Genomic DNA, 23411 nt, shown 5'->3' with positions numbered 1-23411 from the left:
GCTTAGTGCGCGCCGCCGCCGCCGCCGCCGGCGCTGAACGGGGGTCTGGCGAACCACACCAGTCCCAACAGCAGGATGAAAATGGCCGCTGAGATCCAGAAGATTTCGTTGGCGGAGATAATCAGCCCCTGGTTGGTTATCTGCTGTGCTATCCAGCCGGACGCCTGTTGCTGCGTCATTCCCATCCCCTGCAGCTGATCGTAGATCTGCTGCGCGTTGGGGTTGAACGGCGTCACCGATTCGGTGAGCTGCGCATGGTGCAGCGCCTCGCGGTTGGTCCACAGGGTGGTGGTGATCGAGGTACCGATGGAGCCAGCAAGGGTACGGGTGAAGTTCGACAAGCTCGACGCCGCCGCCAGCCGCTCCGGCGGCAGGCCGGAAAGGGTGATGGTGGTCAACGGCATGAAGAAGCAGGCCACCGCGAAGCCCTGGATAAACTGCGGCCACGCCGAGGCGCCAAAGTCCATCCCCGGTTCGAAGGTCCAGGCGCGCCAGTAGAAGCAGACGGCGTACATGATAAAGCTGAAGGTGACCAGCCGCCGCATATCGAGCTTATGCGCAAAGCGGCCGATAATCGGCGACAGAATGACCGGGATCACCCCCACCGGCGCTGACGCCAGGCCGGCCCAGGTCGCAGTGTAGCCGTAGACCTCCTGCAACAGCTGCGGCAGCAGCACGATGGCCCCGAAGTAGAGCATGTAGGCCAGGCTGATGCAGAGGCACCCGATGGTGAAGTTGCGCGACTTAAACAGCGACAGATCGACAATCGGGTTATCGTCGGTCAGCTCCCAGACGATCAGGAAGCTTATCGCCACCACCGCCACGATGGTCAGAATGATAATTTCATTGGAGGAGAACCAGTCCAGCTCTTTGCCCCGGTCCAGCATCACCTGCAGACTACCGATACCGATGATCAGCAGCGCCAGGCCGACGCCGTCGATACGCCGCTGTTCGGTTTTGGTTTCCCGGTTGCGCAGGGTCTGCAGGGTCATCAGCACCACCGCCACGCCAATGGGCACGTTGATAAAGAAGATCCATCCCCAGTGGTAGTTATCGCTGATATAGCCGCCGAGGATCGGGCCGCAGATGGGAGCGACGATCACCGTCATCGACCACAGCGCCAGGGCGATAGAGCGTTTCGCCGGCGGATAGTTGCTGAGCAACAGACTTTGCGACAGCGGGATCAGCGGCCCGGCAACAATCCCCTGAATGACGCGGAAGAAGATCAGCATCGTCAGGCTGTTGGAGACGCCGCAGGCCCAGGAGGCGATGGCGAAAGCGGTGGTGGACCACAGGAACAGCTTCACCTCGCCCACGCGCTTGGCCAGCCATCCGGTGATCGGAATGGAGATGGCGTTAGCGACCCCGAACGAAGTGATGACCCAGGTCCCCTGGCTCAGCGATGAGCCAAGGTTACCGGCGATGGTCGGGATCGCCACGTTGGCGATAGTGGAATCCAGCACCTGCATGAACGTCGCGAGCGACAGCGCAATGGTCATGATGACCAGCTGCGCGCCTTCCAGCGGTTTTTGCTGTTGCATTACACTCACCCCGAATTATCCGGCGTTGGCCTGAATGATCTCGTCTATCAGCTTATTGACCGGATCGAGAGCGATTTCGCGGGCGTTGCTCTCGTAGACCGGGGAGCTCCGCACCTGGCTTGCCAGCATTTCGCCATCGCGATCGGTGGTGTTAACTTCTACCAACGTCGAGAGGCCGATGCGCAGCGGGTGTTCCGCCAGCTGTTTTTCATCCAGTTCGATGCGGACCGGCAGACGCTGTACCACTTTGATCCAGTTACCGGTGGCGTTCTGCGCCGGCAGCAGGGAGAAGGCGCTCCCGGTCCCCATATCCAGACCAACCACCTTGCCGGTGTATTTCACGTCATCGCCATAGATGTCGCTGATCACCGTGGCCGGCTGGCCAATGCGCATATGCGCCAGCTGGGTCTCTTTAAAGTTAGCGTCGATCCACAGGTTAGTTGCCGGAACCACCGCCATCAGCGGCGTGGTGGTGCCGATCTGCGCGCCAGGCTGTACCGAGCGACGGGAAACGTAGCCGCTAATCGGGCTGACGATCTGCGTACGCTGCAGGGCCAGCCAGGCGTTACGCACTTCGGTCGCCGCCTGCAGCACCGCCGGCTGCTGTTCGAGTTTGGTACCCAGCACGATCGCCTGGTTGGCGTTGTACTGCTGGATGGCCACGTCAAGCTCGGCCTGCGCGCTGGCGACGGTGTCGCGGGCGTGCTGCAGCTCTTCGCGGCCGATGAGGTTCGCCGCGCCCAGCGGGATACGGCGGTTCAGGTCAGCCTGCGCCTGGGCGAGGGCGGTCTTTTTGACGTCAATATTCGCCTGCAGCTGCTTGCTGTTGATCATCTGCTGACGGGTTTGACGCACGCTGGCGGCCAGCTGCGTCTTGGCTTTCTCAAACGCCTGTTGGGCATCGGTCTGATCGAGGGTGACCAGCGGATCGCCTTTCTGCACGTAGTCCGTGTTGTCAGCCCAGACTTTGGTCACGCTGCCCGAGACCTGGGCCATAATTTGTACCTGGTTCCCTGCCACGTAGGCATCGTCGGTCTCTTCGTAGTGACGCAGTACCAGAAACCAGTAAATCCCATATGCCACGGCAATAATAATGAAGAGCAATGTCAGCAACAGAAGGGCGCCTTTACGCTTCCCTTTTTTGCTGCCTGGTTGCTGCGGGGTTTGGCTCTCCGCATTTGCGCTCATGTTATTCTCCACGATCTTATTATTTCACATCGGCTGAGCCGACCTGTTTATCAGAAAGGCCAGCAGAGATCTGCTGGCCTGGCTGTTTTCCTTGCAACGTAAAAATGGGCTGAGCGACGCCGCCCTTAGCGTAGAGAGTCCGCCAGCACGCCTTCTTCTTCCATCTGGTCAAGGCGGCTCAGGAGTTTGCGGGTAATATGTTCGAGCTGATCTTTTTCGCTGGTGCTGAGTGAAGACCACAGCTGATGCAGGCAGTTATGCTGCGGCGGCAGGACTTCACGCAAAAACTGATGGCCCTTTTCGGTCAGCTGCAGATGCAGACAGCGACGATCGTTATCGCTCTCGCGGCGTTCAATCCAGCCGCGTTTTTCCAGTTCATCAGCGATACGGGTGGCGTTGGTACGCGACGAGCCCAGCGCACAGCTCAGCTCGGACGGCTGAATGCTGTGGTTTTCCTGCGACTCCAGCGTAATCAGCGCCATAAATAATGTCTCGTTAATTCCCTGCGCTTTGAGCATTTTATTGCGATTTTCCAGCAGCTTACCTTGCATATGCATGCAAAGACGAGTTAACAGAATCTCCTGGAACGGGAAATCTTCATGGCGGCTGGCGCGGAACTTGAGCATTTGCTCAATGGGAGTAAACGAACTATCCATTTGGGTATGACCTCATTAATTACAGCCGATATAATAACTATTGTGACAAATAAATCAAATGAATTATTGACCAAAATTGATACGTAAAGCTTAGAGCCCGCTGGCGATTTTCCAGGCCAGACCGTAGGCCAACGCCGACAGGAGGGTCGGGATAATAATGCTGCGGGTTTTCCAGAAGGCGCCCCCCAGCACCAGGAAGCCGATCAGCGTCGGCGCCAGACGATGGGCATCGGCGAGGATCTCCGGCACGCTGGAGACCACCAGCAGCGCGCAAATCGAGGCGATGCCGATGGTATCCAGCAGCACGCTGACCGGGCCACGGCGGGCAGGCCGGGCATGGCCCGCGCGCAGACGCAGGGGAAGATAGCGAAACAGATAGTTCACGCCGCCGACAATCACCCCGAGCAGAAGGACCTCACTGTTCATCCGGCATCCCCTTCAGCATGGCCTGGACCAGCGCCGTCAGACACCCGCAAACAATCCCGGCAAGGATCGCCGCCGGAATGGAAAATAACAGAATGCCACCCAGGGCGCCCGCCAGCGCCGCGGTGACGCACAGGGATTGCTGGCGCTGGAAAGAGGCCAGCAGGAAGCTCATAAACAGCGCCGGCAGCATAAAGCCGAGCGCGGCTTCCACCGCCGGATAGTCCACCAGCAAACCGTTGCCGGACCAGGCGCCGGCCAGCGTGCCGCACACCCAGGATGCCCACGAGGTGAACGCGAGACCGAGCATCCAGTTTTCGCTCCAGCGGCGGTTGTCGCGAACCAGCCTGGCGGTGGCGGCGGCGAAAACCTCATCGGTCAGGCCGAAGGCCCAGAGGGCGGTTTTCTTTTTGTTCAGCGCGGTATGGATGCGGCTGCGCAGCGAGGGGCCATACAGCACGTGGCGTACGTCCATCGCCATCACCGTCAGGGCGGCGACCCACAGCGAACTGCCGGCGGCCAGCATGGCGGTGATCACAAACTGGCTGGCGCCGGCGTAAATGATGCAGGAGAAAAACAGGCTTTCCAGCGGGGTGAAACCCAACCGGGTGGCATTGAGTCCGAAGGCGAATGCCACCGGAAGGTAGCTGATGACGATGGGGAGACTGTCTTTAATGCCTTCGCCGACGGTGGCGACGCGTTCAGATAAGGCACAGGTTAAGGGCGCGGGGTTTTCCATATGAATAACTTATCGCTGGATCCATGTGAAGGTGGCAAATTGACCGATGTCCCCACCTTAACAGAGCGCGACGCGCCTTAACACTATGAAAATGCCCGCAATCCGCTTTTCCCTGACCCAGACGGGATGAAAGGCGGGGAAGGGGGCCCGGATAAGGCGTCGGGCCTTATCCGGGAGCGGGTTACTGCTGCGCGGCGAGGGCGGCTTTCACCCAGCTGTCGAACAGCGGCTGGTGGGCCTTGATCCAGCCATCAACATGACCGTTAATGTCGGCTTCAGAAGCATGGCCTTCGTGCATCATCGCATTCTCGGCATTGATGTCGGCGATCGGCAGCTTCATGACGCTAAACAGAGTGGCGGCGGCCGGGTTTTTCTCCGCCCAGGCTTTGTTGGCGACAATGTGCATGGTGTTGACCGGGAATCCATAGTTGGCGCCATTGGCCAGTTTGGTATCGATGTTTTTCTGCTCGCCCGGCAGGGAGGAGAACGGCACCTGCAGCCAGACGACATCTTTGCCAGGCTTCAGCACGTCGCTAACCCAGTACGGCGTCCAGGTGTAGTAGAGCACCGGTTTACCCTCTTTATAACGGGCGATGGTGTCGGCCATCATCGCCGCGTAGTTGCCCTGGTTATGGGTGACGGTTTTGCTCAGGCCATAGGCGTCAATCTGGTGGTTAATCACCGCTTCGCAGCCCCAGCCAGGGGTGCAGCCGGTGAGGTCCGCTTTACCGTCGTTGTTGGTATCAAACAGTTTGGCGATCTGCGGATCTTTGAGCTGATCGATGGAGGTGATGTGGTACTGCTCGGCGGTTTTTTTGTCGATCAGATAGCCCTGGGCGGCGCCTGAGACGTATACCCCCTTGCGGTAAAATTTGTTATCACCGCCCGCCGCGGCGTACATGTCATCGTGCAGCGGCTGCCAGTTGGTGGCGATGAAGGTGGTATCCCCAGCGGCAATCGAGGTATAGGCAACGTTATAGTCCACTTCGCTCGGTTTCTCGACGGTGTAGCCAAGCTTCTCCAGCGCGCGGCTGACCAGCAGGGTCTGGAAGCTCTCTTCGGAGATGGTGCTCTGGGCCGGCTTGACGGTAATGCCTTTGCCCGGCAGGTTGGCGGCGAAGGCGCTAGTGGCGATCAGGGTGGCAAAGGCGGCGGTGGCCATCATCGTGCTATGTCGCATGGTGGTTCCTCTTATTGTTTAACGGGAAGGGCGGCCCCCCGGCATCGGCTGGTGCCGGGGAGCGGCGCTGTTATCGACTTATCGACAGAAAGGGCTAGTGAGAAGCCCCAGCGGGCCGGTGGTGTACCAGCGGCGGTTGCCGCGACTGCGGGCGTCGCGGCCGACGGCCTGGGTAAGGCGGTCAAGAATAATCGCCAGGATCACGATCCCCACGCCGCCGACGGTGGCCAGGCCCATATCCAGGCGACCAATGCCGCGCAGCACCATCTGGCCAAGACCGCCGACGGCGATCATCGAGGCGATCACCACCATCGACAGGGCCAGCATCAGCGTCTGGTTAACCCCGGCCATAATGGTGGGCATCGCCAGAGGCAGCTGAACTTTAAACAGCAGCTGTCGCGGGCTGGCGCCAAATGAGCGCGACGCTTCGATCAGATCCGCAGGCACCTGGTTTATCCCGAGGATGGTCAGACGGACGATGGGCGGCAGGGCGAAGATAATCGTCACCACCACGCCGGGCACGTTGCCGATGCCGAACAGCATTACGATCGGCACCAGGTAGACGAAGGCCGGCGTGGTCTGCATGGCATCCAGCAGTGGGCGGATAATTTTCGCCGCCCGCGGACTGCGCGCCAGCCAGATCCCCAGCGGCAGGCCGATGATCATGCAGAACAGCAGGGCGGTGAGGACCAGCGCCAGGGTGACCATCGCCTGCGACCACGCGCCGATGGCGCCAATGGCAATCAGCGATACCAGGGTGGCGACCCCCATGCCGAGGCTGGAGATCTGCCAGGCGATCAGCGCGAAGACGATAATCGCCACTGGCGCCGGCATTCCCAACAGCAGCTGCTGAAAGGCGCTGAGAATGTAGTCGATCGGCACGCGGATCCCCTGGAACAGCGGGCGGAAGTGCAGCACGATCCAGTCGATGGCGTGGGTCACCCAGCTGTCGAGCGGGATCAGGGTCTTATGGAACGGATCCATGATATTGAACTGTTCCGGCTGCGGCGCCGGGGCGCTGTGCAGCCAGTCGGCGCCGCCGCCATTGGTCGGCGCGGCAGTAGAAGCGCCACCCCAGGCGTCTGCAGCCTGGGCGGCGTTGTCGGTTGCCGGGGCGCTGTCCCACGGATTGGTTTGATCAGCCATGATTCACCCCCTCGCGATCTAAAGCCTGGAGCAACATTCGTTTGGAAATGATGCCAATATATTGTTGTTCTTCATCCACCACCGGGACGGCGCACGGGGCGTGGCCGACGTGGGAGAGCAGATCGCTGAGCGGCGTTTGCGCCTCCACCGCCAGCGGGGCGTCAATCAGCGCCGCCTCGATCCCCTGGCCGGCGCTGAGCGCGGTTTTCAGAGAATCGATCGACACAATCCCGACAAAGCGATTACCACGCTCGATGACATAGCCATATTCCCGGTCTTCATCCTGTAATAATTTCAGCGCTGAGCGGGGGCCAAAACCTGGCGTTTTACGAATCAGGCCGACCGGACTACGACGGGCAATATCTTTGGCGCTGAAGACCTGGCTAATATCGACGCCGCGGAAGAAGGTGCGGACATAATCATTGGCCGGATTATTCAATATTTCATCCGGAGTGCCGACCTGAACCACTTCGCCATTTTGCATAATGGCGATACGATCGCCAATTCGCATGGCTTCATCAAGGTCATGGGAAATAAAGACAATGGTACGCTGATGCTTAGCCTGTAATTTGATCAGCTCATCCTGCATTTCGGTGCGAATGAGCGGATCGAGCGCGGAGAAGGCTTCATCCATTAACAGAATATCGGGATTAATCGCCAGGGCGCGGGCTAAACCGACGCGCTGACGCATCCCGCCAGAGAGTTCATCCGGCCAGGCGTGGGCATAATTCTCCAGCCCCACCTGCCGCAGCGCTTCCCGCGCTTTTTGCTCTCGCTCAGCGGCCGGGACGCCGGCAAGCGCCATGCCAAACGCCGTGTTGTCGAGCACGCTCATGTGCGGCATCAGTGCAAAGGATTGAAAAACCATCGCAATTTTTTTACGACGCACCTCGCGCAGCTCGGCGTCCGACATTTTCGCGATATCGACCCCGTCAATCAGCACCTGGCCGCGGGTGGGTTCAATCAGGCGATTGAGAAGGCGAACCATGGTGGATTTCCCCGAACCGGAGAGCCCCATGATGACGAATATCTCGCCTTCTTCAATGGCCAGACTGGCGTCTTTGACGCCAAGCGACAGCCCCGTTTTTTCCAGTATTTGCGCTTTGTTGAGTCCTTTCTCAATATATTTGAAAGCACGGTGAGGGTGCTCGCCAAATATCTTATAAAGATTTTTAATTTCTAATTTAATTGCCATGCAATAGAGAAGTTCCTGTTATTTGTTTATTGCGATACGGTACCCAATGGTGATTATGATCTTTTTACACCCTAACATACTCAGATTCTGTGACAACCCTTAATGACAAACTCTCGGCAAAATGGAGTGAGGGACATGGCGGCGCAGCCCCCGTGATATAAGGGCTGAGCGGTAATTTGTTGTGGGTAATATTTTTTGATTATCTCTGGATAATTCGACTGAAATAGACCAGTTTTCTGCTAAATATGACGGGATGATGACGGTTAGGCCATGGAGAGAATATTTGACAGATGAACCCACTTTTCTGCGAAATAGATCACCAGGAATTCGGTCGCGATATTCCTGGTGAAAGTACGGTTAAAAGTCCCAGTCGTCGTCGGCGGTCTCTTCCATTTTTCCTATCACGTAGGAGGAGCCAGAACCGGAGAAAAAGTCGTGGTTTTCATCGGCGTTGGGCGACAGCGCCGCGAGGATCGCTGGATTAACCGCCGCCATCTCCGCCGGGAACAGCGCCTCGTAGCCGAGGTTCATCAGCGCTTTGTTGGCGTTGTAGCACAGGAAAGCGCTAACGTCGTCGAACCAGCCGCTCTCGCCGTACAGTTCCCGGCTGTAGGCCAGCTCGTTGTCGTAAAGATCCATCAGCAGATCGAGGGCGAAATTTTTCAATTCTTCGCGCTTGCCGGGGCTGACGATCTCCAGTCCTTTCTGATATTTGTAGCCGATGTAATAGCCATGCACCGCTTCATCGCGAATGATCAGGCGGATCAGATCCGCGGTGTTGGTCAGCTTTCCCCGGCTGGAGAAGTACATCGGCAGCCAGAAGCCGGAGTAGAAGAGAAAGGATTCGAGGAACACGCTGGCGATTTTTTTCTTCAGCGGCTCGTCGGCCTGATAGAAGCCCAGCATCAGCTGCGCCTTGCGCTGCAGGGGCTCACAGCTTTCGCTCCAGGCGAAGGCGGCATCCACCTCCTTGCTGTGGCACAGCGTGGAAAAGATGGAGCTGTAAGAGCGAGCATGAACCGCTTCCATAAAGCTGATGTTCGACAGCACCGCCTCCTCATGCGGGGTCAGGGCGTCCGCCATCAGCGCCGGCGCGCCGATGGTGTTCTGAATGGTGTCGAGCAGGGTCAGCCCGGTAAAAACGCGAATGGTCAACTGCTGCTCCGCCGCGCTGAGGGTTTGCCAGGCGGGAATGTCGTTCGACAGCGGCACTTTCTCCGGCAGCCAGAAGTTGCTGGTGAGACGGTTCCACACCTCCAGATCTTTATCGTCATCGATGCGGTTCCAGTTGATCGCGCTGACGCGCGTTAAATGAGTCATCCTGATCTCCTTACAGCGCGCAGGACACGCAGCCTTCAATTTCAGTGCCTTCCAGCGCCAGCTGGCGCAGTCGGATGTAGTAGAGCGTCTTAATGCCTTTCTTCCAGGCGTAGATCTGCGCCTTGTTGATATCGCGGGTGGTGGCGGTATCGGGGAAGAACAGGGTCAGCGACAGCCCCTGATCGACGTGGCGCGTCGCCTCGGCGTAGGTGTCGATGATTTTCTGGGGCCCTATCTCGTAGGCATCCTGATAGAGGGCCAGATTGTCGTTATTCATAAACGGCGCGGGGTAGTACACCCGTCCGGTTTTCCCCTCTTTGCGGATCTCAATCTTCGAGACGATCGGGTGAATGCTGGAGGTGGCATGGTTGATGTACGAGATCGAGCCGGTGGGCGGCACCGCCTGCAGATAGCGGTTGTAAATGCCATAGCGCATGACGTCGTCGCGCAGCTGGCGCCAGCTTTCCCGGTCGGGCAGGGAGATGCCGGCGCGGGCGAATAGCGCGCGGACCCGTGCGGTTTTCGGCTGCCACTCCTCATGCAGATATTTGTCGAAGTACTCCCCGCTGGCGTAGCGCGACTGCTCGAAGCCGGCGAAGCGCTGACCGCGCTCGCGAGCCAACAGCATCGAGGTGTGCAGCGCGTGCCAGGTCACGGTGTAAAAGTAGATATTGGTGAAGTCCAGCCCCTCCGGGCTGCCGTAGGCAATGCCTTCCCGCGCCAGGTAACCGTGCAGATTCATCTGCCCCAGGCCGATGGCGTGGGAGGCCGCGTTGCCGGCCGCCACGGAAGGGACCGACTGAATGTGGCTCATGTCGGACACGGCGGTCAGGGCGCGCACCGCGGTGGCGATTGTGCGGCCGAAATCCGGCGAGTCCATGGTATGGGCGATATTCAGCGAGCCGAGGTTGCAGGAGATATCTTCCCCGATATGGGCATAGCTGAGGTCTTCATTATAGGCGGACGGCGTACTGACCTGCAGGATCTCGGAACACAGATTGCTCATGGTGACCCGCCCGGCCACTGGACTGGCGCGGTTCACGGTGTCTTCAAACATGATGTACGGGTAGCCGGATTCAAACTGGATCTCCGCCAGGCGCTGGAACAGGTCGCGGGCGCGGATCCAGCGTTTGCCCACCCGCTCGTCAGCCACCAGCTGCGGATAGAGGTCGCCGATGGCGCAGTCGGCGAAGGGTTTGCCGTACAGCCGTTCGACATCATACGGCGAGAACAGCGCCATCTGCGCGTCTTCTTTCGCCAGCTGGAAAGTGATATCAGGGATCACCACCCCCAGCGACAAGGTTTTGATGCGGATTTTCTCATCGGCATTTTCACGCCGGGTATCAAGGAAGCGCAAAATATCCGGATGGTGCGCGTGCAGCCAGACCGCCCCCGCCCCCTGGCGGGCACCGAGCTGGTTGGCATAGGAGAAGGCATCCTCCAGCATCTTCATCACCGGCACCACGCCGGAGGACTGGTTTTCGATGCGCTTGATCGGCGCCCCGGCCTCGCGCAGGTTAGAGAGTAAAAAGGCCACGCCGCCGCCGCGCTTCGACAGCTGCAGCGCCGAGTTCACCGCCCGGCCGATGGACTCCATATTATCCTCAATGCGCAGCAGGAAGCAGGAGATCAGCTCTCCGCGCTGCTGTTTGCCGGCGTTGAGGAAGGTGGGGGTAGCCGGCTGGAAGCGGCCGCTGAGTATCTCCTCCGTCAGCTGCCGCGCCTGCTGTTCATCGCCCCGGGCCAGCGTCAGGGCCACCATTACGCTGCGTTCGGCGAAATCCTCGAGGTAATGTTTGCCATCAAAGCTCTTCAGCGCGTAGCTGGTGTAGAACTTCCAGGCCCCTAGGAAGGTCTGGAAGCGAAACGCGGCGCGCCGGGCATGGTCGAACAACGCCAACACAAACCCGCGGTCATAGCCGGCCAGCACCTGCGGATCGTAATAGCCCTCGCGGACGAGCCAGCTGAGTTTATCCTCCTGGCTGGCAAAGGCGAGGGTGTTGGGCTGAACCTGGGTCGCCATAAAGGCCTCAACCGCCTGGCGATCTTTCTCAAACGGGATGCGGCCCTCGCTGTCGTATAAGTTCAGCATCGCATTGAGGGCGTGAAAATCCACGGCGGCGGTTATACGTTCTGCGGTTGTCGTTGCCAAAATTCGCTGACTCCTTTGCGTACGTTATCGATATCGTCGGGGGTTCCCATCAGCTCGAAGCGGTAGAGATAGGGCACGGCGCACTTCTGCGCGATGACATCCCCGGCGCGCCCCCAGGCGTCGCCAAAGTTGCGATTGCCGGCGGCAATCACCCCGCGGATCAGTCGACGGTTATGTACGTCGTTTAAAAAGCGGATCGCCTGACGCGGCACGGCGCCGGCGGTGCCGCCGCCGCCATAACTGGGAACGATGAGAATGTAGGGCTCGTCTACCTGCAGATGTTCACGCTCGTTCAGCGGGATGCGCACCGCCGGCAGCCCCAGGCGCTGCACAAAGCGATGGGTGTTCTCCGAACGGCTGGAGAAGTAGACGATGAGGCTCATGCGCTGGCCGCCGCGACGGAGGGGCGCAGGCGATTGATCATATCCGGGCGGAAGCCGCTCCAGCGCAGGTCGCCGGCGATCACCACCGGCAGCTGGCGAAATCCCTGCTCGCGCAGGATGTCGGCGGCATCCGGCTGATGGTCGACGTTGACCATTTCAAAGGCCAGTCCCCGGCTCTCCATGGCTCGCCGGGTGGCATGGCACTGCACGCAGTCATTTCGAGTGTAAATAATAATGCGCATGATTCGTATTTCCATTTAAGATAACAGCACGGCGCTAAACGTAGCGTCGAACGTTGTGGGCCATTCAATAAGGAAATACTAGATGTAGTTATTTAAAACTTCAACCACTCAATATATAGCGTTTTTAGCAAAGGATTCCCCCTCCGGGATGGCCAGGCGGAGGAGGGGGAAGGTTGCGCGAAACTACAGACGCATGGCGACGGCGAGGCGGTTAAAGGCGTTCATCAGGCTGATAGCGAAGGTGAGATCGCTTATCTGACGCGGGGTAAAATGTTCGCGCAGCGGCAGGTAAACCTCATCTTCCGCATGGCTGGCGGCGATGTCGGTGACCGACTCGGCCCACGCCAGTGCCGCGCGTTCGGCAGGGGTAAAATGGTCGCTCACCCGCCAGCCGGCCAGGGCATCCAGTTTGCTCTGCGCCATGCCGCCCTTGCGCAGCGCCTGGCTGTGCTTCTCAAGGCAGAAGGCGCAGCCGTTGATCTGCGACACGCGTAAATAGACCAGCTCCACCAGGGCGCTGCCCAGTTCGCTTTTCTCCAGCGCGAGGCTGGCCTGCACCAGCCCTTTATAGACTTCCGGGCTTAGTTCACTGAATGGCTGACGTAATTGGCTCATGGTGTTCTCCTCTCTAAGACGGCAGCCAAAATAGCACTATAATGGACTGCAAAAGATAGCCATATTGTGATGAAAAAAGCAGACCATAATGGAAGCCAGCCACCTCCCTCTCTATCAGCGTATTGCCCGCCAGCTGAAATCCGCCATTGAACGGGGCGAACTGGCTCCTGGCAGCCGTCTGCCCGCCAGCCGGGTGTTTGCCCAGGAGCAGGGCGTCTCCCGGGCAACCATCGAAAACGCCTGGGGCGAACTGGTCGCTCAGGGCTGGCTCGAGCGACGCGGGCAGGCGGGAACCTTTGTCAGCGAACGGCTCAGTCCGCGCCAGCTGGCGCCGGTAATGCCAGCGCAACCTGCCGCGCCGGCGGAGCCGTTGCCGTTTCAGATGGGGCTCCCGGCGCTGGATCTCTTTCCGCGCGGGCTGTGGGCGCGGGTGATGGGGCGCCGGCTGCGCACGCAGTCGCGGTTCGATCTGGCGCCCGGCGATCCCGGCGGCGACCCGCTTCTGCGTCAGGCGATCGTCGACTATCTGCGCCTGTCGCGCAGTATCGACTGTCAGCCGGAGCAGGTGCTGATCGCCGGCAACTATGCCACCGCTATGAACCTGATCCTGCGTACTCTGGCACAGCCGGGGCAGCATATGTGGATGGAAGATCCGGGATATCCCTTTATCCGCCCGGTGGTCGAGGCCGGGCAACTGGTGGTGGATGCGATCCCGGTGGACGACGAGGGGATGGATATCGCCTGGGGCCAGCGCCATCATCCGCAGGCGCGGTTTGCCCTGCTCACCCCGGCGCATCAGAGTCCGCTGGGCGTGGCGCTGTCGCTGCCCCGGCGTCGCCAGCTGTTGGCATGGGCCGCGGAGCGTGACGCATGGATCATTGAGGACGATTACGATAGCGAGTTTCGCTATCGCGGCAAACCGTTGCCGCCGCTGAAAAGCCTTGATGCGCCACAGCGGGTCATCTACGCGGGCACCTTCAGCAAGTCGATGTTTCCGGCGCTGCGCACCGCCTGGCTGGTGGTGCCGAGCGCGCTGGCGGCGCGCTTTCAGCAGACCGTGGAGCGCCAGCCCTGTACGGTTCCCACCCTGTGGCAGCAGACGCTGGCGGATTTTATCCAGCAGGGCCATTTCTGGCGTCATCTGAAAAAAATGCGCGCCAGCTACAGCCAGCGCAGGCAGTGGCTGGAGTCGGCTCTGCAGGCGCAGGGCTTTCAGGTTACGCCGCAGCAAGGGGGGATTCAGCTGGTCATGCCGGTTAGCGGCGACGATCGCCTGTTGGCCCAACGGGCGGTGGCGGCCGGGCTGGCGGTACAGGCGTTGAGCGACTGGCGGATGCGCCATGCCGGCGAGGGGGGATTACTGATGAGTTTTACCAATATTCGCTCGCCGGCAATGGCTGGCGCGCTGGCCCGGCGGCTGAGGGAGGCGATCGGCGTCGGCGGCGTCCCCCCCGATGGCGCATAAAAAACCCCTGCGGCCAGAGGCGCGCAGGGGCTGACGCGTATTTGTTATCTTCATTGCTTTCCGTGAAGCAGGCGGGCTTCCGCACGCTTATCGCGCGGCGGCAGCAAACGCTATAGCTATTATCGACGTAAATTGAGCAATACGCCAATAAATACCCCGACGGCGGCGGCGGCGCCCACGCTGTGCCACGGTTTATTGCGCACGTAGGTATCGGCGCAGCCCAGCGCATCACATGCTGCCTGGCGCGCATCCAGCGCCGCCTGCTGCACCCGGTTGTGGCCATTAATGCGGGCGCGGGTCTCTTTTAACAGCGACTGCGCTTTGGCACGCGCCGCTTCCGCTTCCTCTTTCGCGTCACTGCCCCACGATTTCAGCACCTCTTCCAGCGTGTCCGCTAATTGGCTGACATCGTTATGAATATCTTCGGCGTTATCGTCAAAATTGTTGCGGTTCACATGGTTAGCCATCGTTATCTCCCTTAATTCCATCGAGTGAGTAAGTGTAGGACAAGATTTTGAATTATGCTTACTGCTGTGGTTTCTGGAATATTCCGAAAGCACTGCCCTTAATGAATAAGGTAAGGTCAATGTGCGGTAAAAGATAACGAGGAATCAGTATGTATTTAAGACCCGATGAGGTGGCGCGTGTTCTTGAAAAAGCCGGCTTCACCATGGATGTTGTGACGCAAAAAGCGTACGGCTATCGCCGCGGCGATAATTATGTTTATGTGAACCGCGAAGCGCGCATGGGGCGAACAGCGTTAGTTATTCATCCGGCGTTAAAAGAGCGCAGCAATATGCTGGCTGAACCGGCTTCAGATATCAAAACCTGCGACCATTATGAACAGTTTCCGCTGTATTTAGCCGGGGATGCGCAGCAGCATTATGGAATTCCGCACGGATTTAGCTCACGCATGGCGCTTGAGCGTTTTCTGAATGGGCTATTTGGCGAAGCTCAGCCGGCCATGTCGACGAATTAATTCGCTGGATAAAGGCCCGGGCGAAGTCGGCTGGCGGGAGGAAGCGACTGGCAGAGCCAGTCGCTGTTAACGTGTCGGTCAGGCTTTTGCCTGCTGGTAGGGAGCCACGCGGAACAGGCGGCGGCAATAGTCGAGGAAGTAGCCGTAAGCGGCGCCCATCATCATCGATACCGCCAGGTTCGAGCTCACCGCAGCGACAATCTGGTGCCAGTCCGCACCCACGCTCCACAGAATGGCGACATATACCGGCGACTGAAAGGTCACGTAGGCCAGCACGTCGGCCATATTTTTCATCCAGCCGGCCGGAGTGATGCGCCGGGCCTGACGCATGGCGAAATCGCGATAAATCCCGTAAGGAACAGCAATAATAATGTTGACCGGGATCGCCACCAGGCGCGACGATAACGACTGCTCAAACGTCATACCAGAGAGAAAAATTTCGATCATCATGTTGACGACGGTGCAGTAAACCACCATCGCAAAGGTGTCTGCAACCGCGTGCCGCAAGCGGGAGTGCGCAGAGAACATCGGAGTGCTCCTCGAAAATGAAGTCAAGAACGCCGAAAAATGCGCGTTGGTATAGCGTTTTTGGGCTGCCTGTTTTGATGTGCGTAGAGTATATCTCTGCATTAAAAGTGGCAACTAGCTATAAATTTTTATTTATTGCCTTTTTGTCGATAAAATACTCTGCGACGGTTGGTTTTCTGCCCGTTACGCTACTTTTATTGCTGTTTTCATTAAATGTGTTTATTTTCAGGTGGTTATGTGGTGTTTTGCCATGGTGTTTGACCAGGGAGGCGGCGTCTGAGCACTCGCCGTGGCGCAAAATCGCGTTAGCCTGTGATGAGAGTCTCGTTTAGATGTTTTTATGCCATTATGCCGGTTTTTGTGGTGAAAAATTCTAAAGTGACGTGTGGCGTTTTATTCTTCCTAGCTGGGTAACTATTCATTAGGCCGTGTGGAGAGGGCCAGCGCATCCGCCGACGATAAGAGGATAAGCCGCTGACCATAAAGGTAATATCGCCTGCTGAATATATTTTCCTATCTCACTATCCGCCGCTTTTATTTATTCATGGTCTCGTTGGCCCGCGCTGGCGAAAAAGAATCGGGGATTTTCCGATATAGGGCAGGCGGAAGAGATTTACTCTCTGCATAATATATTTATCTGGACAACCGCAGGCTGGAAATAAATAAACGTTTCTATTACACTTGCCGCGTTGTGTCTTTTAATTTGCTATTTGGAATTTTTTAATTTTATGTCTTCAATGTTACACAAACTGAATAATATCCGTTCACTGCGCGCGCTGTCCCGTGAATTCTCCATTGACGTGCTTGAAGAGATGCTGGAAAAGCTCAGGATCGTCACTGAAGAAATACGTACGCAACAGCAGCTGGCGGCACAGCAGCAAGCGGAATATCAGGAAAAAGTGAATACCTGGCTTGAGCTGATGCGCGCCGATGGTATTTCTCCTGACGAGCTGGTGGCCGATATTCAGCCGCCGATGGCGGGCGGTAAAAAGCGGAAACCGCGCCCGGCGAAATATCGTTATACCGATCATACCGGCGCCGAGAAAACCTGGACCGGCCAGGGAAGAATGCCGAAGCCGATTGCCCTGGCGGTCGCCGAGGGGAAATCGCTGGACAGCTTTTTAATTTAAAACCGATTCGGCCAGCGCCACGACGGCGGGGAAGACCCACCGCCCGGCCTGGCCTTATGACCTGCAGCGAGGGAGCTTCAGCAGACGCCGAAGTCTCCCTCTTCCTGATATCGCGTCACCTCGTCTGACTTCAGCGTATAGCGTTCTCCCTGCTCCTGAGCGGCCTGAACCACCACCAGATCCTCGCCCTGCACTTCGATCACTTTCAGTTTTGGCCCGCCCGCACGCGGTTGCACCAGATCGCCGACAGAAAACATCATTCACTCCTCACTGTTAATACTACGTATGAACCTAAACCATAGCTCAACGCCCGTTCACTGAACACCGGGTGTGCTGTTTTTTGTTAAAACAATTTGGAGGTATATGTATTAGAGTTGTTAATGTTTTGCTGGCGCCATACCGCTGCTGAGAAGGGGGGACGGCGAGGGTAGGGTTACCACCAATCAGGTCAGGAAAGACACCATGAAGTATATCATTCTGTTGATCATTGTTATTGCTGTACTGTATGTCCATTACCGCGGACGGGTGCGCTATCGTTTCTGGCGACAGCTCTCCGACCATTCCACATTTACCGCGCCGCTGAATGGATTTATGTATTTATTTTCCCGCGTACCGAATACGCCTTATCTGCGCCCGGAGATGTTTCCCGAGCTGGCGATATTGCAGCAGAACTGGCTGGTTATTCGCGAAGAAGGGATCCGCCTCCAGCAACTGGAGCAGATTAAAGCGGCCGATAAATATAATGACGCCGGATTTAACTCATTTTTTAAAACCGGCTGGAAACGCTTTTATCTGAAATGGTATGAGGATGCCCATCCTTCCGCCAGCCAGCTTTGTCCGCAAACTACCGCGCTGCTGCGGGATATCCCGTCGGTAAAAGCGGCTATGTTCGCCACCCTGCCGGACGGCAGCCGTCTGCCGCGCCATCGCGACCCCTACGCCGGTTCCCTGCGCTTTCATCTTGGCCTGGCGACGCCGAACGATGACCGCTGCTTTATCGAGGTGGATGGTCAGCGCTACAGCTGGCGCGACGGGGAAGGCGTGCTGTTTGACGAGACCTATATCCACTATGCAGAAAATACCAGCGGTGAGAATCGACTGATTCTGTTCTGCGATATTGAACGGCCGATGCGCTACCGCTGGGCGCAGAAGGTCAACCACTGGCTGGGGCGCTATCTGATGAGCGCCGCCTCGGCGCCCAACGACGCCAGCGATCGCACCGGCGGAATTAACCGGGCATTTCGCTATATCTACCAGATCCGTATTGTCGGCAAGCGGCTGAAAAAATGGAATAAGACGGTCTATTACATCGTCAAATGGCTGCTTTTCGGCGGCATTGCCTGGCTTATCTGGAGTGCGTTTTAACTCCCCTGGCGCCGGTTCCACGGCATGATCGCCAGCAGGCGCGCCATGCCGCAAAAGCCGGTCACCCCGGCGAAAGTGAGCCCGGCGCCGACCGCGCCGCTGAGCAGGAAAAAGCCGCCGTTCACGGTATAGCCCAGCAGCACCCCCAGTAAAATCAGAACGCCAGCGGCAATTTGCACCTGGCGCATCAGCGGCAGCGGTTGCGATTTATCTTCCTCAACCGGGAGCCCCGCGGCTTTCCACGCCTGAATCCCACCCGCCAGCAGGCTGACCTGCGCCGGCGCGGCGGCGGCGGCCAGACGAATGGCGTTATTCTGCGTCCGGGAGCCGGCCTGGCAGTGAAAAATCACGCGCTCGCCGGCCCGGGCGTTTAGGGTCGCGCCGCCGTTCAGGGCGGCGAGCGGCACCAGCTCGGCATCGGGAATATGTTCGCGCGCGTATTCATCCGCATCGCGGATATCTATCAGTCTCGCGCCCTGGGCAATCTGCGCCCGGGCTTCGGCAGGGGTTAAGGTGGCGATGGTCATAGGCTCCTCACGGGCAATAGAGCGTTTTCAGCGTGTTGATCACCTGCTGTACTGCAGGATGGGTGATGAAATAGTGAATACGCTGAGCGTCGCGTTCGCTGTCGATCAGCCCCTCGTCACGCATCCGCGCGAGATGCTGCGAGGTGGCGGAAGGGCTCAGGCCGGTGGCGCGGGCGAGTTCACCGGCGCTGGCCCGCGGCGCGTCGCACAGCATGCACAGGATCAGCAATCGGTGAGGATTGCTCATCGCTTTCATTAGCGCGGCGGCTTCTCCGGCGCGGGCCTGCAGATCTTCAGGTGTGGTCATGTATTTTAGCTTTTTCTAAATTTAGATAACTCTAAAATAAAAAGACCGCCAGCGCCAGCACATTTTCCCGTGACTCAGGCCGGAACGGCGAGATCGGCTATCTGCGCACGGGCGCTGGCGATCCCGGCGTCGCGACCGTGCGGGCGGTTATCCAGCCCTTCGGCATAGATAAACTCCACCTCATGGATCCCCATCAGCCCCAGCACCGCGCGCAGATAGGGGGTGACGGCGTCGGTGCTTTCGCCCTGGTGAATACCGCCGCGGCTGCTGACGACCACCGCCCGGACGCCCTCGACCAGCCCCTGCGGCCAGCTGTCGGTGTAGCGAAAGGTTTCCCGCGCCCGCGCCACGAGGTCGAACCATTTCTTCAGGTCGGTCGGGACGTTGAGGTTATACATCGGGGCGCCGATCACCAGCAGGTCGCTGGCTTTTAACTCGGCGATAAGCTGGTCGGAGAGCGCAACCGCCGCGCGGATGGCCGGCTGCGGATCCGCCGCCCCGCGCAGGGCGGCGAACAGCGCGCCATCCAGCGTCGGCAGCGCCATGGCGCTGAGATCGTGTTCGCGGATCCGATCGGGGTGACCCGCCGCCTGGCGCGCCGCGAGAAATTCGTTAATCAGCTGATTGGTCAGGGATGTTTCGCCATTAATGCTGGATTTTAATACCAGAACGTTAGCCATGATAAGTGCCTCAGGTAAAGGGTAGAGGCAGAGACTAACACTGTCTTTTTTCTCTCTGGAGTGACATTATTTTCCGCTATTGTATCCCGTAAGGAACCAATCTGTGCGCGACGATCTGAACGCGATCCCGGTGTTTGTCACTGTGGTCGAGAGCGGTAACTTTGCCAGCGCGGCGACGATCCTCCACGTCACGCGATCGGCGGTGGGGAAAACCATTGCCCGGCTGGAGGCGCGTCTCGGCGTGGCGCTATTCCAGCGCACCACCCGCAGGCAACTGCTGACGGAAGAGGGAGAGCAATTTTATCACCAGTGTCGGGAGGCGCTGGGTCGCATTCGCGAGGCCGAAGAAGCGCTGCAGCGCGGCAAAGGCGAGGTGCAGGGACGGCTGCGGATTTCGCTGCCGGTGCTGTTTGGCCAGCGCTGCGTGGCGCCGCTGCTGTTCCGCCTGAGTCAGCGCTATCCACTGCTGAAGCTCGAGCTCCACTACAGCGACCGGCAGGTCAATTTGCTGGAAGAGGGGGTTGATCTCGCGGTGCGTATCGGGAGCCTGGCCGATACCGGGTCGCTACGGGCGCGGGCGCTGGGGGAGCATGGCATGGTGCTGTGCGCGGCGGCGGAGTACCTGCGCCGCCAGCCGGCGCCGCAGACCATCGCCGGGCTGAGCGAGCACCGCACCCTCGGCTATCTGCATAACGGTCAGCTGCAAAAATGGCAACTTTACGACCCGCAGCAGGGCGAAGTGCGCTTCACCCCGGAGGCGTGGCTGGTGCAGGATGACTTTGCCGCCATCGCCGCCGCGGCGCAGCAGGGGATGGGCATCGCCTGGCTGCCGGACTGGCTGGTAGCGCAGGCGCTCGCCGACGGGACGCTGCAGCAGGTTCTGGCGCCCAGCGGCCGTGTGCGTTTCGCTATCCACGCGGTGTGGCCGGAAGGGCCGTGGCTGCCGCAAAAAACGCGGGTGGCGATCGATGCCCTGCGGGAAGGACTGCGCCTTGCTAAAAGCACACCGCCCAGCGGTTAAGGGTATCTTAAGGCATCCGGGCGATAATGACAGAAAGATGACGACTGAGAGCTATCGCCATGAACGCCCTGGAAACCCTGAATCAATCTGTTTTTTTCGCGCTTAACGCGCAGCCTGGCGCCGCGGATGGCCTGCTGTCGCTGGCCAGTTTTTGCGCCAATGGCATTGTGTTTATGATGCCGACGATCGCGCTCGGCCTGTGGTTTCTCGGTGGCCGTGAGGGACATCGTCAGGCGCTGTTTATGACCCTGGCCGTGATCATTTCCCTCGGGCTGGGGATGGTGTGCGGGACGCTCTGGTTCCATCCGCGGCCGTTTATGATCCCCCTCGGCCATACCTGGATAAGCCATCCGGCGGATAACAGCTTTCCCAGCGATCACGGTACGGTAATGTTCAGTGCTGCGTTTGCGCTGCTGTCTCTGCGCCTGCGGGCGCTTGGCCTGCTGATGCTGCTGGCCGCGCTGCCGGTGGCTTGGTCGCGGATCTATCTTGGGGTGCATTTTCCGCTGGATATGGTGGGCGCGGCCCTGGTCGCCGTCGGTGGGGTCATCGTGGCGAAGCGAGTCTGGCAGGCGGTCGGCCCACGACTGGTGCTGCTGTGCGAGGCCGTCAGCCGGCGGATGTTCTCCTGGCTGCCGGCGCGCTTTACGCCATAGTCTCAGCGGCGTGGCCGTCCGGCACGGGCGGCGCGACGGTATAACGTGCTGCGGGCGATACCCAACATCTGCGCCGCCCGGCTGACGTTGCCGTTGACTCTGGCGAGGGTATCGACAATCAACTGCTCGTCATGGGCCTGCAATCCCCCGCGCGGCAGCGGCGCAGGCGCGGTGCGATATGTCTCCGGCAGCGCATCGGGCGTTAATGTGTCGCCCTCATCGGCGAGGGCCAGCATCACCTTCAGGACGCTCTGCAGCTGGCGTACGTTTCCCGGCCACGGCAGCTGGCTGAGGTGGGTCAGCAGCGCGGTGGACAGCGTCACCCGGCGCGAAGCGCCGCCCAGGTCGCGCCACAGGGTGGCGATAAAGGTTTCCAGCGCTGGCCACTCGCGCAGCGGAGGCAGCGCCAGGGCATACTCCCGCAGGCGCCACAGTAGATCTTCGCGGAATTCGCCGGCACTGACCCGCTGGGTCAGGTTGCGGTGCGTGGCGCAGATCAAGGCGAAGTTCACCGGCACGCTGCGGCTGGCGCCCAGCGGCGCCACCTCTTTCTCCTGCAGTACCCGCAGAAGGCGGGTCTGCAGCGCCAGCGGCATATCGCCGATCTCATCAAGAAACAGCACCCCGCCCTCGGCTTCGCGGATTTTGCCGATATAGCCATTTTTACTGGCGCCGGTAAACGCCCCCGGCTGGTAGCCGAAAAGCTCGGACTCGATCAGCGATTCCGGGATGGCGGCGCAGTTAATGGCGACGAATTTACCGCTGCGCCAGCGGCTGTGCTGGTGCAGCGTGCGGCTGACATACTCTTTGCCGCTGCCGGTTTCCCCCTCAATACAGAGCGCGATGCCGGCGTTAAGCAGCCGGAGCAGCTTTTCGCCTTCCCGCGGGCTGGTGAAGGGGAGCTGCATGGCCGGCGGGGCGCTCACCGCCACCCGGCGGCGGGTGGGCTCGCGCAGGCGATAGTGATAGCGACCCTGCGGGGTGGTCAGCGGCAGGGGAACGCTGACCGCCGTTTGCGTCAGCGTCGGAAAAAGCGACGCAAAGGTGAGCTGGCCAAACTGCGCCGCGCTCAGGCCGAACTCGCGCATCGCCAGCCGGTTGCCGGCGGTGAGGACGTTATCGGAAAAGACCAGCAGCAGCTCCTCGACGCTGTCGAGCTTGTCCACCTGCCGGTGCAGGCTCATCAGCCACTGCTCAGGATGCAGGCTCTGCTTCACCCACAGATACTCAATCTGCTTTGCCGCTGCTTTCACCCAGCCAAAGGTATGCTGGTGGGGAAAATCCGCCGGGCCGGAGATATCCAGCACGCCGGCGATACTTCCGTCCGGCCGCTGGAGCGGCATCGCCGCGCAGTACAGATTCTGGTTGCGGGTGAGAAAGTGCTGACGGCCATCGATTTCGCAGCCGTCGTCAATCGCCAGCGCGGTGCCGATGGCGTTGGTCCCACGCCCGCTTTCGCTCCACAGATTGCCGGGCGCCAGCGCCACGCGCTGCGCCTTTTGCATCGCCTGGGTATCGCCGACGGTGTGCAGCACCAGACCGCCGGGGTCGGAGAGGATCACCACCGACTGCAGGTCCGCCACCTGGCGCGACAGGGCTTCCACCACCGGCTGCGCCAACTGCTGCAGGCTGCGGTGGCTGGCGAGTCGATCCGCCAGCTCGCCGGCGTCGAGGCGGGGAAAATCCTCGGTAGCGGGATCCAGACCGTAGCGCTGGCAGCGAGACCATGAATCGCTCAGCAGGGGATTGGCGTTAACCTCTGGTGCGAGAAGAAAGGGATTGCCTGGCACAGGGCACCTCTGGGTCGATGTTGCTGTGTTGCAATATTGTAGCTATTTGGTTTATTTGGTGTTGCGATTTGCAACACATAAGTGGAAACCCGTGCAACAGTGGCTGACCATCTGCCCAGTTAGTGAAGGCAACCTATTAATAAATAAAAAGATTTAAAGTAAATAAAAAACTGGCATAACCCC

25 protein-coding genes and 1 pseudogene are annotated in these 23411 nt (G+C 59.4%); 6 read left to right on the top strand and 20 right to left on the bottom strand.

Annotation, left to right across the window (positions count from 1 at the left end; all coding sequences use genetic code 11):
• Positions 1-2: 2 nt before the first annotated feature.
• From emrB to GQR96_RS18860, 13 genes are all read right to left on the bottom strand, one after another.
• Positions 3-1541: a multidrug efflux MFS transporter permease subunit EmrB gene (gene emrB, locus GQR96_RS18920; RefSeq protein ID WP_002914342.1), complete on the bottom strand. Its 1539-nt coding sequence runs from the start codon at positions 1539-1541 to the stop codon at positions 3-5.
• A gap of 15 nt (positions 1542-1556) precedes the next feature.
• Positions 1557-2729 (bottom strand): multidrug efflux MFS transporter periplasmic adaptor subunit EmrA, encoded by a 1173-nt coding sequence (gene emrA, locus GQR96_RS18915; RefSeq protein ID WP_004205697.1) that lies wholly within the window; start codon positions 2727-2729, stop codon positions 1557-1559.
• Between the two features lie 125 nt (positions 2730-2854).
• Positions 2855-3385 carry a transcriptional repressor MprA gene (gene mprA / locus GQR96_RS18910; RefSeq protein ID WP_002914337.1) on the bottom strand — a complete coding sequence of 177 codons (531 nt, stop codon included), beginning with the start codon at positions 3383-3385 and terminating at the stop codon, positions 2855-2857.
• A gap of 90 nt (positions 3386-3475) precedes the next feature.
• On the bottom strand, positions 3476-3811 hold the full coding sequence (ygaH, locus tag GQR96_RS18905) for an L-valine transporter subunit YgaH (RefSeq protein WP_004205699.1): 336 nt from the start codon (positions 3809-3811) through the stop codon (positions 3476-3478).
• Complete coding sequence (locus GQR96_RS18900; protein WP_004205700.1) at positions 3801-4547, bottom strand: AzlC family ABC transporter permease; 747 nt, start codon at positions 4545-4547, stop codon at positions 3801-3803. Before GQR96_RS18900 ends, ygaH begins: the two co-directional genes overlap by 11 nt.
• Before the next feature lie 181 nt (positions 4548-4728).
• Positions 4729-5727, bottom strand: coding sequence for a glycine betaine/L-proline ABC transporter substrate-binding protein ProX (gene proX / locus GQR96_RS18895; protein WP_032456497.1), 999 nt, complete (start codon positions 5725-5727; stop codon positions 4729-4731).
• 78 nt (positions 5728-5805) lie between these two features.
• Positions 5806-6873 (bottom strand): glycine betaine/L-proline ABC transporter permease ProW, encoded by a 1068-nt coding sequence (gene proW, locus GQR96_RS18890; protein ID WP_065905301.1) that lies wholly within the window; start codon positions 6871-6873, stop codon positions 5806-5808.
• A complete protein-coding gene (proV, locus tag GQR96_RS18885; protein ID WP_002914328.1) occupies positions 6866-8068 on the bottom strand; it encodes a glycine betaine/L-proline ABC transporter ATP-binding protein ProV in 1203 nt (400 codons plus the stop codon). Before proV ends, proW begins: the two co-directional genes overlap by 8 nt.
• Positions 8069-8425: 357 nt before the next feature.
• Entirely contained in the window at positions 8426-9388 is a 963-nt protein-coding gene (nrdF, locus tag GQR96_RS18880) for a class 1b ribonucleoside-diphosphate reductase subunit beta (RefSeq protein WP_062913733.1), read from the bottom strand.
• Positions 9389-9398: 10 nt separating this feature from the next.
• Positions 9399-11540, bottom strand: coding sequence for a class 1b ribonucleoside-diphosphate reductase subunit alpha (gene nrdE / locus GQR96_RS18875; RefSeq protein WP_017900618.1), 2142 nt, complete (start codon positions 11538-11540; stop codon positions 9399-9401).
• Positions 11513-11923, bottom strand: a complete 411-nt coding sequence (gene nrdI / locus GQR96_RS18870; RefSeq protein WP_004205706.1) for a class Ib ribonucleoside-diphosphate reductase assembly flavoprotein NrdI — start codon at positions 11921-11923, stop codon at positions 11513-11515. The genes nrdE and nrdI overlap by 28 nt, the downstream gene beginning before the upstream one ends.
• Positions 11920-12165, bottom strand: a complete 246-nt coding sequence (nrdH, locus tag GQR96_RS18865) for a glutaredoxin-like protein NrdH (RefSeq protein WP_236948516.1) — start codon at positions 12163-12165, stop codon at positions 11920-11922. The genes nrdI and nrdH overlap by 4 nt, the downstream gene beginning before the upstream one ends.
• A gap of 183 nt (positions 12166-12348) precedes the next feature.
• On the bottom strand, positions 12349-12780 hold the full coding sequence (locus GQR96_RS18860; protein WP_004205714.1) for a carboxymuconolactone decarboxylase family protein: 432 nt from the start codon (positions 12778-12780) through the stop codon (positions 12349-12351).
• An 88-nt stretch (positions 12781-12868) separates the two neighbouring features.
• On the opposite strand from GQR96_RS18860, the gene GQR96_RS18855 reads away from it, so the two are divergent.
• Positions 12869-14245: a MocR-like pyridoxine biosynthesis transcription factor PdxR gene (locus tag GQR96_RS18855; protein WP_053810035.1), complete on the top strand. Its 1377-nt coding sequence runs from the start codon at positions 12869-12871 to the stop codon at positions 14243-14245.
• A gap of 119 nt (positions 14246-14364) precedes the next feature.
• Here the strand turns inward: GQR96_RS18855 and GQR96_RS18850 are convergent, their stop codons facing one another.
• Positions 14365-14712, bottom strand: coding sequence for a DUF883 family protein (locus GQR96_RS18850; protein ID WP_004205716.1), 348 nt, complete (start codon positions 14710-14712; stop codon positions 14365-14367).
• Positions 14713-14861: 149 nt separating this feature from the next.
• Between GQR96_RS18850 and GQR96_RS18845 the strand changes: the two genes are divergently transcribed.
• Positions 14862-15224: a DUF2002 family protein gene (locus GQR96_RS18845; protein WP_002914291.1), complete on the top strand. Its 363-nt coding sequence runs from the start codon at positions 14862-14864 to the stop codon at positions 15222-15224.
• Positions 15225-15302: 78 nt separating this feature from the next.
• Here the strand turns inward: GQR96_RS18845 and alaE are convergent, their stop codons facing one another.
• Entirely contained in the window at positions 15303-15752 is a 450-nt protein-coding gene (alaE, locus tag GQR96_RS18840; protein ID WP_004205719.1) for an L-alanine exporter AlaE, read from the bottom strand.
• A 728-nt stretch (positions 15753-16480) separates the two neighbouring features.
• Here alaE and stpA point away from each other — a divergent pair.
• Positions 16481-16882 (top strand): DNA-binding protein StpA, encoded by a 402-nt coding sequence (stpA, locus tag GQR96_RS18835; protein ID WP_004205720.1) that lies wholly within the window; start codon positions 16481-16483, stop codon positions 16880-16882.
• A gap of 77 nt (positions 16883-16959) precedes the next feature.
• Here stpA and GQR96_RS18830 read toward each other — a convergent pair whose 3' ends face one another.
• Entirely contained in the window at positions 16960-17139 is a 180-nt protein-coding gene (locus GQR96_RS18830) for a YodC family protein (protein ID WP_004205721.1), read from the bottom strand.
• 205 nt (positions 17140-17344) lie between these two features.
• Between GQR96_RS18830 and lpxO the strand changes: the two genes are divergently transcribed.
• The gene (lpxO, locus tag GQR96_RS18825; RefSeq protein ID WP_004205722.1) at positions 17345-18247 is read left to right on the top strand and encodes a lipid A hydroxylase LpxO; all 903 of its coding nucleotides are present in this window, start codon (positions 17345-17347) and stop codon (positions 18245-18247) included.
• Here lpxO and GQR96_RS18820 read toward each other — a convergent pair.
• From GQR96_RS18820 to GQR96_RS18810, 3 genes and pseudogenes are all read right to left on the bottom strand, one after another.
• A pseudogene (locus GQR96_RS18820) lies at positions 18228-18774 on the bottom strand (rhodanese family protein). The gene lpxO and the pseudogene GQR96_RS18820 sit on opposite strands and share 20 nt — an antisense overlap.
• Positions 18775-18781: 7 nt before the next feature.
• A complete protein-coding gene (locus GQR96_RS18815; RefSeq protein WP_002914277.1) occupies positions 18782-19081 on the bottom strand; it encodes an ArsR/SmtB family transcription factor in 300 nt (99 codons plus the stop codon).
• A 74-nt stretch (positions 19082-19155) separates the two neighbouring features.
• Positions 19156-19761 (bottom strand): FMN-dependent NADH-azoreductase, encoded by a 606-nt coding sequence (locus GQR96_RS18810; RefSeq protein WP_004205724.1) that lies wholly within the window; start codon positions 19759-19761, stop codon positions 19156-19158.
• Positions 19762-19864: 103 nt separating this feature from the next.
• On the opposite strand from GQR96_RS18810, the gene GQR96_RS18805 reads away from it, so the two are divergent.
• Entirely contained in the window at positions 19865-20782 is a 918-nt protein-coding gene (locus GQR96_RS18805; RefSeq protein WP_065905299.1) for a LysR family transcriptional regulator, read from the top strand.
• A gap of 59 nt (positions 20783-20841) precedes the next feature.
• Positions 20842-21438, top strand: a complete 597-nt coding sequence (locus GQR96_RS18800; RefSeq protein WP_004205726.1) for an undecaprenyl-diphosphatase — start codon at positions 20842-20844, stop codon at positions 21436-21438.
• A gap of 2 nt (positions 21439-21440) precedes the next feature.
• Here GQR96_RS18800 and GQR96_RS18795 read toward each other — a convergent pair whose 3' ends face one another.
• The gene (locus GQR96_RS18795; protein WP_004205727.1) at positions 21441-23228 is read right to left on the bottom strand and encodes a sigma-54-dependent Fis family transcriptional regulator; all 1788 of its coding nucleotides are present in this window, start codon (positions 23226-23228) and stop codon (positions 21441-21443) included.
• Positions 23229-23411: the final 183 nt, after the last annotated feature.

It is taken from the genome of Klebsiella sp. PCX (assembly GCF_021869705.1).
Taxonomy (GTDB): domain Bacteria; phylum Pseudomonadota; class Gammaproteobacteria; order Enterobacterales; family Enterobacteriaceae; genus Klebsiella; species Klebsiella quasipneumoniae.
The sequence above is the reverse complement of the archived record's forward strand: the minus strand, read 5'-3'. Positions and strand labels throughout refer to the sequence as shown.

Excerpts from the sequence above, each read along its gene's own strand:
- alaE (WP_004205719.1), bottom strand. The coding sequence starts at position 15,752 with ATGTTCTCTGCGCACTCCCGCTTGCGGCACGCGGTTGCAGACACCTTT.
- nrdH (WP_236948516.1), bottom strand. The coding sequence starts at position 12,165 with ATGCGCATTATTATTTACACTCGAAATGACTGCGTGCAGTGCCATGCC.
- GQR96_RS18830 (WP_004205721.1), bottom strand. The coding sequence starts at position 17,139 with ATGTTTTCTGTCGGCGATCTGGTGCAACCGCGTGCGGGCGGGCCAAAA.
- ygaH (WP_004205699.1), bottom strand. The coding sequence starts at position 3,811 with ATGAACAGTGAGGTCCTTCTGCTCGGGGTGATTGTCGGCGGCGTGAAC.
- proW (WP_065905301.1), bottom strand. The coding sequence starts at position 6,873 with ATGGCTGATCAAACCAATCCGTGGGACAGCGCCCCGGCAACCGACAAC.
- GQR96_RS18810 (WP_004205724.1), bottom strand. The coding sequence starts at position 19,761 with ATGGCTAACGTTCTGGTATTAAAATCCAGCATTAATGGCGAAACATCC.
- proV (WP_002914328.1), bottom strand. The coding sequence starts at position 8,068 with ATGGCAATTAAATTAGAAATTAAAAATCTTTATAAGATATTTGGCGAG.
- GQR96_RS18845 (WP_002914291.1), top strand. The coding sequence starts at position 14,862 with ATGTATTTAAGACCCGATGAGGTGGCGCGTGTTCTTGAAAAAGCCGGC.
- GQR96_RS18800 (WP_004205726.1), top strand. The coding sequence starts at position 20,842 with ATGAACGCCCTGGAAACCCTGAATCAATCTGTTTTTTTCGCGCTTAAC.
- mprA (WP_002914337.1), bottom strand. The coding sequence starts at position 3,385 with ATGGATAGTTCGTTTACTCCCATTGAGCAAATGCTCAAGTTCCGCGCC.
- GQR96_RS18815 (WP_002914277.1), bottom strand. The coding sequence starts at position 19,081 with ATGACCACACCTGAAGATCTGCAGGCCCGCGCCGGAGAAGCCGCCGCG.
- GQR96_RS18900 (WP_004205700.1), bottom strand. The coding sequence starts at position 4,547 with ATGGAAAACCCCGCGCCCTTAACCTGTGCCTTATCTGAACGCGTCGCC.
- proX (WP_032456497.1), bottom strand. The coding sequence starts at position 5,727 with ATGCGACATAGCACGATGATGGCCACCGCCGCCTTTGCCACCCTGATC.
- emrA (WP_004205697.1), bottom strand. The coding sequence starts at position 2,729 with ATGAGCGCAAATGCGGAGAGCCAAACCCCGCAGCAACCAGGCAGCAAA.
- nrdF (WP_062913733.1), bottom strand. The coding sequence starts at position 9,388 with ATGACTCATTTAACGCGCGTCAGCGCGATCAACTGGAACCGCATCGAT.
- GQR96_RS18860 (WP_004205714.1), bottom strand. The coding sequence starts at position 12,780 with ATGAGCCAATTACGTCAGCCATTCAGTGAACTAAGCCCGGAAGTCTAT.
- stpA (WP_004205720.1), top strand. The coding sequence starts at position 16,481 with ATGTCTTCAATGTTACACAAACTGAATAATATCCGTTCACTGCGCGCG.
- nrdI (WP_004205706.1), bottom strand. The coding sequence starts at position 11,923 with ATGAGCCTCATCGTCTACTTCTCCAGCCGTTCGGAGAACACCCATCGC.
- GQR96_RS18855 (WP_053810035.1), top strand. The coding sequence starts at position 12,869 with ATGGAAGCCAGCCACCTCCCTCTCTATCAGCGTATTGCCCGCCAGCTG.
- lpxO (WP_004205722.1), top strand. The coding sequence starts at position 17,345 with ATGAAGTATATCATTCTGTTGATCATTGTTATTGCTGTACTGTATGTC.
- GQR96_RS18850 (WP_004205716.1), bottom strand. The coding sequence starts at position 14,712 with ATGGCTAACCATGTGAACCGCAACAATTTTGACGATAACGCCGAAGAT.
- emrB (WP_002914342.1), bottom strand. The coding sequence starts at position 1,541 with ATGCAACAGCAAAAACCGCTGGAAGGCGCGCAGCTGGTCATCATGACC.